We start from the raw sequence: 15037 nt of genomic DNA on the forward strand, positions 1-15037 counted from the left end.
GCGTGAACTAACGGCGAACGAACGAGAGGGGAACCGCCGAGTCGGCTACTGCTCGGACTCGCGGAGCTTCTTCCGGATGTGATCCGGGGCGACCGGGATCCGGTTCGCGGGCTCCTCGACCGAGAGCGGATCGAGGGCCGCGTTGATCGACGTCGCGATGCTCGCGGGCGCGTCTATCATTCCGCCTTCGCCGACGCCTTTCGCACCCGTTTCGGTGAACGGCGACGGCGTCTCGGTGTGTTCCATCTCGATCTCCGGGACGTTCTCGATCGACGGCAGCAGGTAATCGAACAGCGTGATCGCCTGGGGCTGGCCGTTTTCCTCGTAGCCGAACTCCTCGAGCAGGGCGGCACCGATCCCCTGTGCGATCCCGCCGTGGGCCTGCCCCTCCACGATCATCGGGTTGAGCATCGTTCCGCAGTCGCGGACGGTGTGGAATTTGAGGATCTCGACGCTGCCGGTCTCGACGTCGACCTCGACGATGGGGGCGTTCGCGCCGAACGCGGCCGTCGGATACACCGGAAGCTTCTCCGTCAGCGCCTCGTCGAACTCCTCGAGGCCCGTCGCGGGATGGTCGTAGTTGTAGCTCACGCGCGTCCGCCGCTCGCTGGCGGCGTTCGTCTCCGCGTCGAGTTTGGCGATCTCGGCCAGCGAGAGCGAGTCGTCGCTGCCGAGCCGATCGACGGTCCCGTCGTGGTAGGTGAGGTCGTCGGTCGAAACGTCCCAGTGGTCGGCCGCGAGTTCCTCGACGTTGGCGAGGAGTCGCTCGGCGACGCCGACCGTCGCGCCCGAGAGCATGACGGCCATGCGGGACGCTGCACTTCCGTACTCGGTCGGCGCGTCGACGCTGTCGAGGTAGCCGACCTCGATGTCGCTCGGCAGGACCTCGAGTTCGTCCGCGAGCAGCTGGGAGACCAGCGTCTGGTGGCCCTGTCCGGAGGAGTCGGTCGCGAGGAACGCGCGAACGGAGCCGTCCTCGCGGATCTCGGCGCGGAGGTGCTCGGGTAACTCTTCGACCTCGTCGCGCGAGCGCGTCGCGAGGTCGTCCTTGTCGGTCCGCTGGCGATCGGTCCAGTCGGAGCCGCTGGCGCCGGGTTCGATGATGACGCTCGGCTGGACGCCGCGGTACTTCCCCTCCTCGCGTTTCGCGGCGACGATATCGGGATCCAGCAGACCGCCGTCGCGCTCGTCCGCGATGATCTCCTCGATCCGGTCGAGCGTCGCGGGATAGTCGCCCGAATCGTAGAGGTTCTTGGAGGGAAGCGTGTACGGCATCTGCTCGGGCCGGATCAGGTTCCGGCGGCGGAACTCCGTCGGATCCATGCCGAGCGTTCGAGCCGCCTCGTCGACGATCATCTCGAGGGCGTAGATGTGGGGGTCGACGCCGAACCCGCGGTAGGCGGTCTGGGACGTCTTGTTGGTCAAGACGAGATCGTACTCGTAGGTGACGTCGTCGATCTCGTAGGAGTTCGTCAGTACCGACAGCGGCTTGAGCACCTGATTGATCGGATAGCGGGGGTACGCGCCGAAGTCGTCGACGAACCAAACGTCGAGTCCGCGCATCGTTCCGTCGTCGTCGACGGCCATCCGCATCTGGTACTCCCGGTCCGAGGAGTGCATGTCCCCGCCCTGGAGGTTCTCGAGCCGGTCTTCCTCGAACTTCACCGGCCGCTCGAGTTGCTGACTCGCCATCGACGTCAGACAGCAGTAGCGGTGGATGCCGATCTTCGTCCCGTAACTGCCGCCGACGTCGGCGGGGACGTTCACCCGCACGTCGTCGGCCTCGTAGCCCAGCGTCTCGTAGATCATGTTGTCGACGAGGGTGTGCAACTGAATGTTACAGTCGATGTCGAAGGAGTCGGACTCCTCGTCGTAAGTGGCGACGGCGCCGGCCGTCTCGAGTGGCACCCCCGAAATGCGTCCCCACGTGTACTCTCCCTCGACGACGTGATCGGCGTCCTCGAACGCCGCGTCGGGGTCGCCGAACTCGAGGCGTTCGTTGTCGACGACGTTCGAGCCGACGGACTCGTGGAGTACGACCTCGTCTTCGCGGGCGGCCATCCCGTCGGCGACCGCGTCCATGGTCTCGTACTCGACGTCCACCAGGTCGGCGATGTCCTCCGCGGCGTATCTGTCGGAAGCGACGACGGCGACGACCGGTTCCCCGACGAACCGGACCTTCTCGTCGGCCAGCGCCCACTCGGGGAGTGCGGCCGGCTCGCCGTCCTCGCCCGTCGCGATACGGCCGACGCCGGTCGGCATCGGGTTGTACTCGGCCTTGATCTCCTCGGCGGTGAGGACGAGTTCGCAGTCCGGGTGGGCCTCGGCCGCTTCGGTGTCTACGGACGTGATTTCGGCGTGGGCGTGCATGCTGCGCACCAGCGCCATGTGCAGACAGTTCTCCGGCGTGATGTCGTGGATGTACTCGGCTTCGCCCGTCAGAATGCGGTGGTCCTCGACTCGCGGGAGCCCCTGCCCCGTGAACGACTCGCGGCTCGAGTCCGATTCGGCGTCGGCATCGGTTTCGGTTTCGGTCGGGTGTGACGTAGACATGGTCAGTCCTCCATCGCGTCGGCGGCCCGTTCGACCGCCTCGTAGATGTTCTGGTAGCCGGTACAGCGACAGATATTGTCCGCCAGCCCCTCCTCGATCTCCTCGCGCGTCGGATCCGGATTCTCCTCGAGGAGCTCCTTGGTCGCCATCACGAAGCCGCTGGTGCAAAAGCCACACTGGAGCGCGTGGGTCTCGTGGAACGCTTCCTGAATGGGATGTAGCGAGTCCGTCTCCTCCTCGGCGAGGCCCTCGACGGTCTCGATCTCGGCGCCGTCGGCCTGAACGGCGTAGGAGAGACAGCTCTTCGTCGTCCGCCCGTCCTGCTGGACGGTACACGCGCCGCAGACGCCGTGTTCACACCCGACGCGGACGCCGTGCAGATCGCACTCGTACCGGAGGAAATCCGAAAGCTTGAGCCGCGGTTCGACTTCCGCAGTCACCGGTTCACCGTTGACGATCACGGTGATCTCTTCGGTCGGTCGCTCGGCAGCACCGTCTGTGCTATCTGTACTCATGGAATATGGTATCTATACCTGCGACCAGGGCATAAACGTTGTGTTGCGATTCGACCACTCCGACGTCGAACGATTACACTCAAGTAGGGTGGGAAGCGTACACACTGTATGGTCGAATCAACCGTAGACCTTCGAGTGGTCAACGCACGAGTTGTCACTCCCGACGGTACTATCAACGGCGGAGTTGCAGCGAACGACGGCGTCATCGTCGGCGTCGGCACCGAATCGAACCTCCCCGAGGCCGATCGAGAGATCGACGCCGAGGGCAACTATCTGATCCCCGGTTTCATCGATCCCCACGTCCACTGGGGGCTCTCCCGGTACGAGTTCGACTACCACGAGGGCCTCGAGCACGACTTCGAGACCGAAACGCGCGGCGCGGTCCACGGGGGCGTGACCTCGGTCGTCAACTTCCTCCTGCAGAAGGAGCCGTACCTGCCCGACATGGACTTCTTCAAACGTGCGGGCGAGGAGAACTCCTACATCGACTTCGCCTACCACGCGATCGTCCACCAGGACCACCACGTCGAGGAGATCGAAGGACTCGCCGACGAAGGGATTCGATCCTACAAGATCTTCTTCAACTGGTACAAGAACGCCTCCCCCGAGCTCGGAATCGACCACTCCGACGCGGGCGGGGTCTACAAGGTACTGGACAAGGTGTCCGACATTCCCGGCGGCGTCGTGATGTTCCACGCCGAGAACGAGGACCTCGCGATCCAGCGCCGCGAGGAACTGCAGGCGGAGGGACGCAACGACCTCGAGGCCTGGTCCGAGTCGGCGCCGAACATCTGCGAAGCGATGCAGATCGAGCAGATCGGCCAGCTGACCGAGTACACCGACTCTCGGGCGTACATCGTCCACATGAGCACGGCCGAGGGCGTCGACATCTGTAAGCGCTACCAGGATCAGGGCGTTAACCTCCACGCGGAGACGCTGCCGGCGTTTCTCTCTCACACCTACGAGCAGGAGGACCTCGGCGTCTGGGGGAAGATCTCGCCGCCGCTTCGCGGCGAGGAGAGCAAGACGCGCCTCTGGGAGGGGATTCGAAACGGCGTCATCGACTACGTCGGCACCGACCACTGTCCGCACAAACTCGAGTTCAAGGAGAAGGACACGGGGAAACACGGCGACATCTGGGACGCGATTCCCGGCGACAACAACGGGATCGAGTACTTCCTGCCCGTGATGATGAGCGAGGGCGTCAACAAGAACCGCGTCAGCATGGAGCGCCTCGTCGAGGTCTGTTCGACCAACAACGCCAAGCGCTGGGGCCTCTACCCGCGCAAGGGCGCGCTCGCCGAAGGCTCCGACGCCGACATGGTCATCGTCGACCTCGAGAAGAGCACCGTCGTCGACGACGACTTCTACCACACGATGGAGCCGGGCTACTCCACGTTCCACGGCGACGAGCTGACCGGCCTTCCGTCGCACACGATCGTCGGCGGCGAGGTCGTCGTCGAAGACGGCGAACTGCTCGCCGAACCCGGCGACCGAAACTACCTGCCCCGCGGTCCCGAAGGCGTCTCACTCGAGTAAGCAATGAGTAACGTCGTTGGCGTGTTGCTGGCTGCCGGCACCGGCTCGCGGTTCGAGGACGGCAACAAGCTACTGGCTCGGTTCGAGCAGGAACCGATCGTCACTCGCGCAGCGCGCACGCTCGCGACGTCACCGCTCGATCACACGATCGGCATCGTCGGCCACGACGCCGACCGCGTCCGTCCCGTCGTGGCGGAGTTCGTCGACGACACGATCGATAACGACGACTACGATCGCGGACAGAGCCGATCGGTTCGACTCGGCGCTCGCGTCGCACGCGACGCCGACGCGGACGCCGTCCTCTTTCTTCCCGGCGACATGCCCTGCGTCGATCCGGCGACCGTTCGAGCGGTCGTCGACGGCTACCGCGACGGCGACGAGGGGATCGTCGCGCCGATCGACGGCGATCGCCGCGGAAATCCGGTGCTCTTCGATGCGCGCCACTTCGACTCCCTGACGTCCGTTTCGGGCGACGTCGGCGGCCGAGCGCTGTTCGAATCGGCCGACGTCCGTCTCGTCCCCGTGGACGATTCCGGGATCGCGGTCGACGTCGATACGGTGGCCGATCTCCGGCGCCTGCGTCACTCCGGCTGCGACTGAACCCGGTCGTGTATCGGTCCCTCCCGATCGCGAAGTCGCCCGCCGTCGCGGCCGTTACTCGCCGCGACGACTTCCCCGACGATGCTCAGCGCGATTTCGACGGTCTCTCCACCGCCGAGATCGAGCCCCACCGGCGTGGCGATGCGTTCCCGGTCGGCCGCTGAGAGGGGGACTCCGTCATCTTCGAGCTCCTCGCGGATCCGCTGAAATCGGTCGCGCGGGCCCATTAACCCGATGAACGGCGCGTCGATCTCGAGCAGCGCCTCGAGGGCGAGCCGGTCGTCGAGGAAGTTGTGTGACATGAGCACGACCGACGTTCGGTCGTCGACCAACTCCGCGAGGTCGGTCGGGTGCCTCGCGACGACTCGATCCGCGTTCGGAAACCGGTCCGGATCGGCCTGCCCGCCTCGCGCGGTCGCGACGGTGACGTGGAGACCAACCGAACGCGCGAGCCGCGAGACCGGGCGGGTATCGGGCTGGCCGCCGAAAATCAGCAACCGGTCGATCGGGTCGATTCCGTCGACGAAGACGTCGACGGACCCGTCCCCCGTGGTAACGGTCACCGTTTCGGATCGACCGGCGGCCGCCAGCTCCCCGGCCCGCTCGGAGACGGCCTCGAGAACGAACGACGGGAGTGACGGGTCGCCGGTTTCGATCGGCGTCCCGTCCGCCGCGATAACCGCGCGTGTCCCCACCGGAACCGGCGCCGTCTCGTCGGTCACCGTGGCGATCGCGGTCGGCTCCCCGCGGTGATACGCCTCGACCGGCGCTCGCCACGACCGGGTCACGGGTTCGACCAGTATGTCGACGATCCCCTCGCACCCGAGACCGAGCCCCCATCCGTCGTCGTCGGACGTCAGGTCGAACGTAACGACCTCCGGCTCGTCCGTTCGGCGGACTTCGCTGGCGACCTCCGCGAGGGGACCCTCGAGACAGCCGGCCGTGATGCCCCCGAACGCCGAGTCCTCGGGACCGAACAGCATCTTCGCACCCGGTCTGCGGTACGCGGAGCCGTCGACGGCGATGACGGTCGCGACTGCCCACGACCGCTCCGACTGAACGGCGTCCTCGAGCAACTCGAAGAGATCGAGCGTCGTTATTCCCCACGGATCTCCGTCCCCTGTCGTACTCATACTCGAACACACTGGCTCGAATAGTATATGTGTTATTCCACACCACGGCCGTTTCACGATACGGGACGGAACTCGAGTGGGGGTTTCGTGGCTCTCTGCTTCGGCCGAATCGTTTCTGAGGTTTCGGTGATAAACTCCACGGAATATTTAGAATTGGAACGTGCCGTATATGGGCAGAATAGTAAACAATTGTCCGAGAAAAGGGGCGCCGTTCTACGATACCGAACAACTATGTGGCTGGGTCCCAATACCTATTCCATGGCAGAGGAAGGCACGACCGGCATACAAGCGATCGACCGGACGTTCGGAATCGTCGAAGCGATGATCGAACTCGAGGGGGCGGGAGTGACGGAACTGGCGAATCACGTCGACCTTCCGAAAAGCACCGTTCACCACCACCTGTTGACGCTAGAGCGAGCGGGGTACGTCGTCCGAGAGAACGGCGAGTATCGAACGGGATTGAAATTCCTCCGGGCCGGCGAACGCACGAGAGGACAGCACGCGCTGTACCAGGTCGCTCACACCGAAGTCGAAAAGCTCGCCGAAAAGACCGACGAAATCTCGGGGTTGATGGTCGAAGAACACGGAGAGGGCGTTTTCATCTACCGGGACAGCGGGGCAGAGGCGGCCCACATCGACACCGGCATCGGAGATCGCGTTCCGCTCCACTGTACGGCGCTCGGAAAGGTCATTCTGGCACATCTCCCCGACGACCGTCGCGACGGTATCATCGACCGTCACGGTCTGGCCCGTATTACCAACAACACGATCACGGACGAGGATGTCCTCCGCGAGCAACTCGAGGAGATCCGCGAACGGAAGATCGCGTTCGACGACGAGGAGCGGTTGAACGGGCTTCGAAGTGTCGCCGCGCCCGTTTTCGGCGCTGCCGGCCAGGTCATCGGGTCGATCAGCGTCGCCGGCCCCACGCATCGCATGCAGGGTGCGTATTTCTACGAGGAGCTCCCGGAGACGGTTCTCGGTGTTGCAAACGTTATAGAGCTCAATATTCAGCATCAGTGACTTCCGTTTCACGATATAGAACAGCACTGCCGGCCGTCCGTTCGATATCGGTTCCCCTTCTACTATTTTCACCCGTCTTACTCCCCCGTTCGCGCCTTCAATTGGATACTGTGATCGAGAAAGCGTATGTTTACAAGTGTATGGTTGTAAAGCCAAATACCCGAGGGCTGCCGTGCATCTCGTCGTTGAACTGGGATGCAAATGGATCGCAGTAACCGAAGTGCGAGACGGGCGAAATAGCACGTTTACTGAACTGATGGGGGGACGACGAGTTCGCTCCACGGAATACGATGCCATCAGAACTACCGTCACCGTCGGAACCGTTCCGTATTACATTCGTATACTTGTAAATGTAGAAAGTCCAACAGTAGCCGTTCCAAGATGACCGTAACTGAAGTAACACGGATCGTCCCGATCTACTCCACAACCGTGATGACGTACGCGTGACTCCTCCCGGCTACTGGCGTCCGCTTCGGCGTTCGTATCTGATCCGCGGCGTTCGTACCGAATTCGGATTGGTCACTGAGATGCCGGGCATCCTGAACTCGATCGTATCGGAGTCGATGGTCGGATAGGGCGACTCGTCGGTCTGTTTGCGATGACAGCGGCCCTCGCGCGCTGCCAAGTATTTCGTATAGCCATATATGGTTTGTAACAGAGGGTCTGGGATGTTCATCGTCTCTACCCGCAGATATCGGGAGAATTGAGCGGAGACTGAATACACTTGATTAGTTGAATAATCAAGTGTGATATGACCAGGGTCCATCCCCTCTCCGAACCGCGATCGGTGGCTTCCAGCGGGTCAGCGGCTCTCGAGGGGGGTCAGCCACGAATTCGAGTCAGAAGTGGTCGTCGAACGGAGGTTCCGCCCCTCGAAAGCGAACGAGGGACGAAAGCGGAACTGAGTGTGGGCTCGAGCCGGAACGGCGCCTCGAACTGTAGTCGATCGCGGTCAGTGAGGCGGGAACGGGAAGACGATTCGTCGGTTCTCGAGAGTACGGACGACTCCGACCGTCCGTTTCCACCCGATCAGTCAATCCGACGCGTTCACCGCGTTGATGAGTGCGTTCTCGAAAACCCACTCAGACACGGGTCCAATAGTACGTCTACCACGTCTATTACACAAGTATGTCTGTAATACCGTAGTTCGGACGCAGTCCGGTCCGACGGGCGCGCCGCTGGTCGGAATCCCGATATCTCCGAGTCAGCTACCCACCGCTGAAGGGGCGGGCTTCTACACTGCTACCGCTGTGACGCGACCTCGAGAGGCGGAGGTGATCGCCGCGGGAGGGCCGTCTACTAGCGATAGGCGGAATCGACCCATGCCGACCGTTCTCACGGTATTTCGCGAGAGCGCATCGGCGTTCGATCTCGCACTGGAGAGGCGGAACGTTTTACATGCAGCTTCGCGATCCAGTATCTATGGACACGGACGAAGACGCGAGCCGGGCGGTCAAATCGAACGAAACGCTGTTCTCTATCGTCGACCTGCTCAAGGAGACCGGAGACGCGGGCGTCACCGAACTCGCCGACGAGCTCGGCCTCGCGAAGAGCACCGTTCACAAACACCTCGTGAGCCTCGAGCGCAACCGCTACGTCGTCAACGAGGACGGTCGATATCGGCTCGGGCTCGAGTTCCTCAACGCCGGCGTCCACGTCCGGAATCAGTACGAGGTCTACCACGCCTCGAAGGAGCGCATCGACAGGCTGGCCGAGGAGACCGACGAGGCGGCGTGGCTCATCGTCCCGGAGAACGGCCTGGGGATGTTCGTCTACGGCGTTCCGCGCAACGAGTCGTTCTCGTTCGACGCGGCCATCGGCACGTGGGTATACCTCCACGCGAACTCAGCCGGCAAGGCGATTCTGGCTCACCTCTCCGACGAAGAGATCGACGCCGTCATCGACCGCCACGGACTTCCGGCCCAGACGGAGAACACGATCACCGACCGGGACGAACTGTTCGACGAACTCGAGCCCGTCCGCGAGCGCGGATACGCGGTGAACTTCCAAGAGGACCTGCGAGGACTGCACGCGATCGCGACGCCGATCATTCGCGACGGGCGCCCGATCGCCGCCGTTACGATCGCCGGCGCAGCGAACAGACTGACGGAGGAACGCATCGAGAGCGATCTGCACGAGTCGCTCCTCGAGGCGGTCGACGACATCGAACTCCGCCTCGTCTACGGATAGCGAGAGGCGCGCCGCCATCCGTCACGAGCGCGGGCCGATTTTCGGTCGGCGTTTCCGACGGTTACGCGTCGGTATCTCGCGATCGACGGCCGACTGAAGGGGTCGGTCGGGATCGCGTGTCCGACGGGCCGCATTCAGGACGAGGCCTATCGGACCGAATTCGTCCAGGCGCTCCGAGGGACAATCGATTCGATCACGATCAAGTACCGGTACGGAACGTAGCGGCACGCGACCGAAACCCGGGTCGCGATTCGAACGTCTCCGAGTATGTGGTTCCGAGGGCAGCTCTCGTCCAGATCTTCGTTCGCCAATAGGAAACGATTTCGTTCCTTGGCGACGGTGAACGACGCCGGTTTCGTTCCGAACTGCGGGATTCGAGGTATCGGATCGCGCCATATCGCCGTTGAACCTCGATCGTGGGCCCTAATTTAAAAAATAATACCATGATTTGAGTCGAGTGGTTCGCTATCAGTGAACGATTGTTACCGTTGGCGGTGCCGGCGACGGCCGCATCGGAACGGGTCGGTGACTCCGTCATCCGTAGCCACTGATTCGAATCGCGAGGAACAACGCGGCTGCGAAGACGTACGTCGAACCGATGAAAAGGGCGACGAGACGCTCCGGATCCGGCGTTCGAACGAGAACGCTAACCGTGACGGCCGCCGGGACGATCCCGGCGACCAGTGCGCTTCGAGGGAGCGGACCGATCAGACTCGAGGCACACAGGACGAGCAGACTGGCGACGACGAGTCCCCATGCGACGCGCTGGGCACGGTGAGGACCGAGTACGACCGGGAAGGTCCGTTTCTCGACGCGGCGGTCGTGGTCGACGTCGATCCGATCGAGCATGACGTTGATCGCTGCGAGGAGGAGGAACAGCACGAGACAGACGGCGCCCACGGCGGCACTGACCGTCCCGGTTTGAGTCGCGTAGCCGCCGGCGGTCGCCAGTGCAATCCCGAGCGGGTAGTCGACGGTCTCAGCGACGGGACGGGTGTCGAGCAGTGGCGCGTGGAAGTAGCCCAGCGCGATCAGCGGCGCGGTCACGGCCACGACGAATCCCCCGGCGAACTGCCAGAGGACTGCCAGACAGCAGCCGAACAGGAGTGCGGCGACACCGATCGCGACGCGAATCTCGCTCGGCTCGAGGGGGTTCGTCTCGTCTTCGCCGCGAACGTAGTAGTCCACGTAACCGTCTTTCAAGTGCGCGACGTAGACGGCGAGACAGACCGCGGCCGCGTGGAGGGCCGCGCTCGAGGCCACGAACTCCGCCGCGAGCAGCGCTCCGAATCCGGACATCGACGCGCCCGGAAGCAGGAATACCGGTTGCACGTGGAGCCATAAGCCGCGGGCCCTGCGTCCGATCCGCGTTCGTTCCGGGGTCGACCGATCGTGCACGAGCGACCGTAACACGCGCCGCTACATCAATGTGATCGCAACGGCTCGAGACCGCCGAGCGACGCCGAGTCGACACAGGGGACCGGTGACCGCTCCCGTGCACGACGACGATCCGGGTGTGAACGGCCGAGTTATACGCCCGTCAAACGACGGGGATTCCATAATCATTAATACCTTCGGTAGTGGTCGTCACACACGTAACCCGCATGAACTTCATCGAGACCTTCCACCGCACCGTCCGACGGCACTCGTCGGATACGGCGATCATCTTCGATGACGGACGGTCGCTGACCTACCGAGAGCTCGACGACCGTACCACCCGTCTCGCGAACGCGCTAAACGAGCGAGCGGGCGACCGTCGAGCGGCGACGCTAGCAGTCAACGGCTCGACGGCCATCGAGATCATGATCGCGAGCCAGAAGCGCGGGATCGGGAACGTTCAGTTGCCGTTCCGCGACGGTCCCGGCGGACTCGCCGCGATGCTCGAGCCCACCGACGCAGAAATCCTCGTCTTCGACGACGCCAACGCCGAGAAGGCCCTCGAGGTCTTAGACCGCACGGACATCGAACGCGGCGTCCACGCCGGCGAGGCGTCGATCGACCGCGAGGACGTCGAGTCGTACGATGTCGTGCTCTCTGACGCGTCGACCGACGACGTCGAGCCGCACCCGGACTACGAACACGGCGTCTTCTACACCAGCGGGACGACGAGCGCGCCGAAAGCGGTGCTGTTCGACCAAGAGAAGCTCTGGCACGGTAGCACGCAGGTGGTCATGGAGATGGGCATCGAGGAGACGGACACGGCACTGGTGACGACGCCGTGGTACCATATGGTGACCTGCGACGCCTGGATCCTGCCCCACCTGCAGGCCGGCGCGACGCTGGTCGTACAGTCTGATTTCGATCCCGACGAGACGCTCCAACTCGCGGCGGACCACGACGCCACGGGGCTGCTGGCCGTCCCGACCCAGCTGTACGCGCTGGCCGACCGCCAGGCGGAGGCCGGCTACGACGTCGATGCACTCTCGTACATCCGGACCGGCGGCTCGATCGTCACGGAGGCACTCGTCGAGAAGGCGTCCGAGCACCTGACCGAGGGCGTCTACAACACGTACGGGCTGACGGAGGGCGGACCGAACCTGACGTTCGCGCATCCGTCCGTCCAGGACGAACACACGGGGACGATCGGCAAGGAGTCGTTCGTGTCGGAGGTCCGCGTCGTCGAAGCGGCCGACCCGGACGAGGATCCGAATCCCGAGGCGACGGTCGATCCCGGCGAGACCGGCGAAGTGATCGTCCGCGGGTCCGGCACCTGCGACGGCTACATGGACCGGCCGGAGGAGACCGAGTGGCTGCTCGTCGACGACGAGTGGATCCGCACGGGCGACGTCGCCGAAGTCGACGAGGACGGCTACCTGTACATCACCGGCCGCGTCGACAACATGTTCGTCTGCGGTGGCGAGAACATCTACCCCGAGGAGGTCGAGGAGGTCGTCGAGACCCACGAGGCCGTCGACGAGGTCGTCGTCGTCGGCGTCGAGGACGAGCGGTGGGGCCACCGAGTGGCCTGCGTCGTCTGTCCCGACGCGAACGGCGTCACGGAGGACGAACTGGACGAGTTCTGCAAGGACCACGACCAGCTACCGAACTTCAAGCGCCCCCGCGAGTACGTGCTGACCGAGGAGAAGTTACCGCGGACCGACACGGGAACCATCCAGCGGGAGACGGTCCAGACCGAGTTCTTCACCGAGTAGCGGGCCCGGTCGGCCCGGACAGTATAGTTATCACATCCCTCGGAATAGTGCGCTACCGATGTACACCGAGATCCTGCCCGGCGTGTACGATATCAACACCGGCGGCCTCGAGCGACTCCTCGAGTTCAGCGCCAAACCGTAGCGGACCGACCGCTCGATGGCGACCCGCGGGAACCGCTCGGTGTGGCGGCCGTTCCCGCTCGCCATGGAAAACGCTTTCACCCCGTTCGAACAATAGCTTCGGTATGTCGGTCACGAACTTGTTCGATCCCAGCGGTATCGCGGTCGTCGGGGCCTCCGATACGCCGGGGAAAATCGGGTACGAAGCGATGAGCAACGCGATCGAATTCGGCGGGCCGGTGTATCCGGTCAACCCGTCGGCCTCGGGGTCCGTCTTCGACCGGGAGTTCGTCTCCTCGGTGACCGAGATCGAGGGCGACGTGGATCTGGCGCTGCTGTGCGTCCCCGCGTCGGTGGTTCCGGACGTCGTCGCCGAGTGCGGCGAGGCGGGCATCGGCGCCGCGATCATCTTCGCCGGCGGCTTCTCGGAAGCGGGGCCGGAGGGCGAGGAGTTACAGGAGCGCCTCGTCGCGGCCGCCGGCGAGGGCGACGTCTCCCTGCTCGGCCCGAACACGAGTGGGTTTCTGGCGCCCTCGAAGGACCTGTACGCGACGTTCGCGACGGACATCGAGAGCATCCCCGCCGGAAACCTGGCGATCGTCGCCCAGAGCGGGGGGCTGGCCTACGCGGTCGCCTTCCAGGCCGAGAACGCCGGCATCGGGATCTCGGCGATGGTCGGCCTTGGGAACCGGGCCAACGTCGGCTTCCGGGAGGCGATCGAGTACTTCGACGGCGACGCGGAGACCGACGCGATCCTCCTCCACGTCGAGGGAACCGATCGGGGACGGGACCTCCTCGAGACCTGCCGCGAGTCCGAGACGCCGGTCGTGGCCTACAACGTTGGCGAGCAGGACGTCGGCGACTTCGCGGAGTCCCACACCGGCGCGCTCACCGGCGAGTACGAACTGTACGAGGCCGGCTTCGCCCAGTACGGGGTCCCGACGGTCCGCTCGTCGCCCGAACTGCTGGACGCCGGCCAGGCGCTGGCCGACTGTCCGGAACCCGACGGACCGAACGTCGGCGTCGTCACCGCACAGGCGGGACCGGGGATCGCGATCACGGACCGGCTGAAGGCCGCGGGGGCGAGGCTGCCGACGCTCACCGAGGAGACCCAGGACGTCGTCGAGGAGATCCTCCCCGGGATCACGTTCTCGGACAACCCCGTCGACACCGCTCGCCCCATGCCCGAGTTCGGCGACGTCGTCGCCGCCGTCGCCCGCGACGACAACGTCGACATCGTGCTGGTCTACGAACTGTACGAGGGCGGGCTGGGCTATCCGACCGACGCCCTCGAGGGTCTCGTCGACGAGGTGGGGAAACCGATCGTCTTCGCCACCGGCGGCCCCCGGGCGATCCTCGACGAGGAGCTACCCGCGCTCGAGGAGCTCGGCATCCCGACCTACCGAGCGCCGGAACGCGCGGCCGACGGCGTCGGCGCGCTCGTGCAGTACGCCCGGCGTAACGCCGATCCGGAACTCGCCGCTGACGAGGGGGTGAGCGCGGATGACTGAGCAGATCGATCCGATCGAAGCGGCGCTCGCGGACGGCCGGACGGCGCTGACCGAGACCGAAGCCAAGGGGCTCCTCGCCGAGCAGGGGCTGACGGTTCCCGACGGCGAGACCGTCCGCTCCCCGGACGCGGCGGTCGAGGCGGCCGACGCGCTGGGCTACCCCGTCGTCGTCAAGGTCGCCGCGCCGTCGGTCCAGCACAAGAGCGAGTGGGCCGGCGGGATCGGCGTCCACGTGAACCTCGAGGACGCGGACGCGGTGCGAACGGCCGCCGCGGAGATTCTCGAGGCCGCGGCGGAACGCGACATCGACGCCGCGGTGCTCGTCGAGGAGGCCGTCGACCTCGAGGCCGGTCTCGAGGTGATCGTCGGCGGCACGCGCGATCCGTCGTTCGGGCCGACCGTCCTCGTCGGGCTCGGCGGCGTGACGGTCGAAGTGTTGCAGGATACGAGCCACCGGCTCGCGCCGATCTCGACGGCCGAGGCGGTCGAAATGACCCGCGACCTCGAGGCGTCGCCGCTGTTCGACGGCTACCGCGGATCGCCGGCAGTTGATCGTGAGGCGGTCGCCGAGGCCATCGTCACCGTCGGCGACCTGCTGGATTCACGCGAGGAGATCACCGAGGTCGAGGTCAATCCGCTGCTGGCGCAGTCGGATCGAGCGGTCGCGCTCGACGCACTGGTGTCGCTGGAGGACTGACGCG

The 15037-nt window shown here is 64.7% G+C and carries 12 protein-coding genes; 7 read left to right on the forward strand and 5 right to left on the reverse strand.

Annotation, left to right across the window (positions count from 1 at the left end):
* Positions 1-45 precede the first annotated feature (45 nt).
* Entirely contained in the window at positions 46-2553 is a 2508-nt protein-coding gene (locus AC0QDI_RS14435) for a xanthine dehydrogenase family protein molybdopterin-binding subunit (protein WP_474669323.1), read from the reverse strand.
* A gap of 2 nt (positions 2554-2555) precedes the next feature.
* On the reverse strand, positions 2556-3068 hold the full coding sequence (locus AC0QDI_RS14440) for a (2Fe-2S)-binding protein (RefSeq protein WP_226042066.1): 513 nt from the start codon (positions 3066-3068) through the stop codon (positions 2556-2558).
* A gap of 108 nt (positions 3069-3176) precedes the next feature.
* Between AC0QDI_RS14440 and AC0QDI_RS14445 the strand changes: the two genes are divergently transcribed.
* Positions 3177-4607 carry a dihydroorotase gene (locus AC0QDI_RS14445; RefSeq protein WP_474669325.1) on the forward strand — a complete coding sequence of 477 codons (1431 nt, stop codon included), beginning with the start codon at positions 3177-3179 and terminating at the stop codon, positions 4605-4607.
* Between the two features lie 3 nt (positions 4608-4610).
* Entirely contained in the window at positions 4611-5207 is a 597-nt protein-coding gene (locus AC0QDI_RS14450; protein WP_474669327.1) for a nucleotidyltransferase family protein, read from the forward strand.
* Here the strand turns inward: AC0QDI_RS14450 and AC0QDI_RS14455 are convergent.
* A complete protein-coding gene (locus tag AC0QDI_RS14455; RefSeq protein ID WP_474669329.1) occupies positions 5189-6340 on the reverse strand; it encodes an XdhC family protein in 1152 nt (383 codons plus the stop codon). The genes AC0QDI_RS14450 and AC0QDI_RS14455 overlap by 19 nt on opposite strands.
* A 258-nt stretch (positions 6341-6598) precedes the next feature.
* On the opposite strand from AC0QDI_RS14455, the gene AC0QDI_RS14460 reads away from it, so the two are divergent.
* A complete protein-coding gene (locus tag AC0QDI_RS14460; protein WP_474669331.1) occupies positions 6599-7363 on the forward strand; it encodes an IclR family transcriptional regulator in 765 nt (254 codons plus the stop codon).
* Positions 7364-8785: 1422 nt separating this feature from the next.
* Complete coding sequence (locus AC0QDI_RS14465; RefSeq protein WP_474669333.1) at positions 8786-9553, forward strand: IclR family transcriptional regulator; 768 nt, start codon at positions 8786-8788, stop codon at positions 9551-9553.
* A gap of 534 nt (positions 9554-10087) precedes the next feature.
* Here the strand turns inward: AC0QDI_RS14465 and AC0QDI_RS14470 are convergent.
* Complete coding sequence (locus tag AC0QDI_RS14470) at positions 10088-10852, reverse strand: UbiA family prenyltransferase (protein ID WP_474669335.1); 765 nt, start codon at positions 10850-10852, stop codon at positions 10088-10090.
* 305 nt (positions 10853-11157) lie between these two features.
* On the opposite strand from AC0QDI_RS14470, the gene AC0QDI_RS14475 reads away from it, so the two are divergent.
* The gene (locus AC0QDI_RS14475; protein ID WP_474669337.1) at positions 11158-12705 is read left to right on the forward strand and encodes a class I adenylate-forming enzyme family protein; all 1548 of its coding nucleotides are present in this window, start codon (positions 11158-11160) and stop codon (positions 12703-12705) included.
* A gap of 30 nt (positions 12706-12735) precedes the next feature.
* On the opposite strand, the gene AC0QDI_RS14480 is transcribed toward AC0QDI_RS14475, so the two are convergent.
* Positions 12736-12912 carry a hypothetical protein gene (locus AC0QDI_RS14480; RefSeq protein WP_474669339.1) on the reverse strand — a complete coding sequence of 59 codons (177 nt, stop codon included), beginning with the start codon at positions 12910-12912 and terminating at the stop codon, positions 12736-12738.
* Between the two features lie 38 nt (positions 12913-12950).
* Between AC0QDI_RS14480 and AC0QDI_RS14485 the strand changes: the two genes are divergently transcribed.
* Complete coding sequence (locus tag AC0QDI_RS14485) at positions 12951-14336, forward strand: CoA-binding protein (RefSeq protein WP_474669341.1); 1386 nt, start codon at positions 12951-12953, stop codon at positions 14334-14336.
* Positions 14329-15033 carry an acetate--CoA ligase family protein gene (locus tag AC0QDI_RS14490; RefSeq protein WP_474669343.1) on the forward strand — a complete coding sequence of 235 codons (705 nt, stop codon included), beginning with the start codon at positions 14329-14331 and terminating at the stop codon, positions 15031-15033. The genes AC0QDI_RS14485 and AC0QDI_RS14490 overlap by 8 nt, the downstream gene beginning before the upstream one ends.
* The last annotated feature ends 4 nt before the right edge of the window (positions 15034-15037 follow it).

Source organism: Natrinema sp. LJW11, from assembly GCF_056135975.1.

Bases quoted from the DNA above. Each gene is read 5' to 3' on its own strand.
- AC0QDI_RS14470 (WP_474669335.1), bottom strand. From the start codon at position 10,852: ATGTCCGGATTCGGAGCGCTGCTCGCGGCGGAGTTCGTGGCCTCGAGC.
- AC0QDI_RS14475 (WP_474669337.1), top strand. From the start codon at position 11,158: ATGAACTTCATCGAGACCTTCCACCGCACCGTCCGACGGCACTCGTCG.
- AC0QDI_RS14460 (WP_474669331.1), top strand. From the start codon at position 6,599: ATGGCAGAGGAAGGCACGACCGGCATACAAGCGATCGACCGGACGTTC.
- AC0QDI_RS14480 (WP_474669339.1), bottom strand. From the start codon at position 12,912: ATGGCGAGCGGGAACGGCCGCCACACCGAGCGGTTCCCGCGGGTCGCC.
- AC0QDI_RS14465 (WP_474669333.1), top strand. From the start codon at position 8,786: ATGGACACGGACGAAGACGCGAGCCGGGCGGTCAAATCGAACGAAACG.
- AC0QDI_RS14445 (WP_474669325.1), top strand. From the start codon at position 3,177: ATGGTCGAATCAACCGTAGACCTTCGAGTGGTCAACGCACGAGTTGTC.
- AC0QDI_RS14485 (WP_474669341.1), top strand. From the start codon at position 12,951: ATGTCGGTCACGAACTTGTTCGATCCCAGCGGTATCGCGGTCGTCGGG.
- AC0QDI_RS14435 (WP_474669323.1), bottom strand. From the start codon at position 2,553: ATGTCTACGTCACACCCGACCGAAACCGAAACCGATGCCGACGCCGAA.
- AC0QDI_RS14490 (WP_474669343.1), top strand. From the start codon at position 14,329: ATGACTGAGCAGATCGATCCGATCGAAGCGGCGCTCGCGGACGGCCGG.
- AC0QDI_RS14450 (WP_474669327.1), top strand. From the start codon at position 4,611: ATGAGTAACGTCGTTGGCGTGTTGCTGGCTGCCGGCACCGGCTCGCGG.
- AC0QDI_RS14455 (WP_474669329.1), bottom strand. From the start codon at position 6,340: ATGAGTACGACAGGGGACGGAGATCCGTGGGGAATAACGACGCTCGAT.
- AC0QDI_RS14440 (WP_226042066.1), bottom strand. From the start codon at position 3,068: ATGAGTACAGATAGCACAGACGGTGCTGCCGAGCGACCGACCGAAGAG.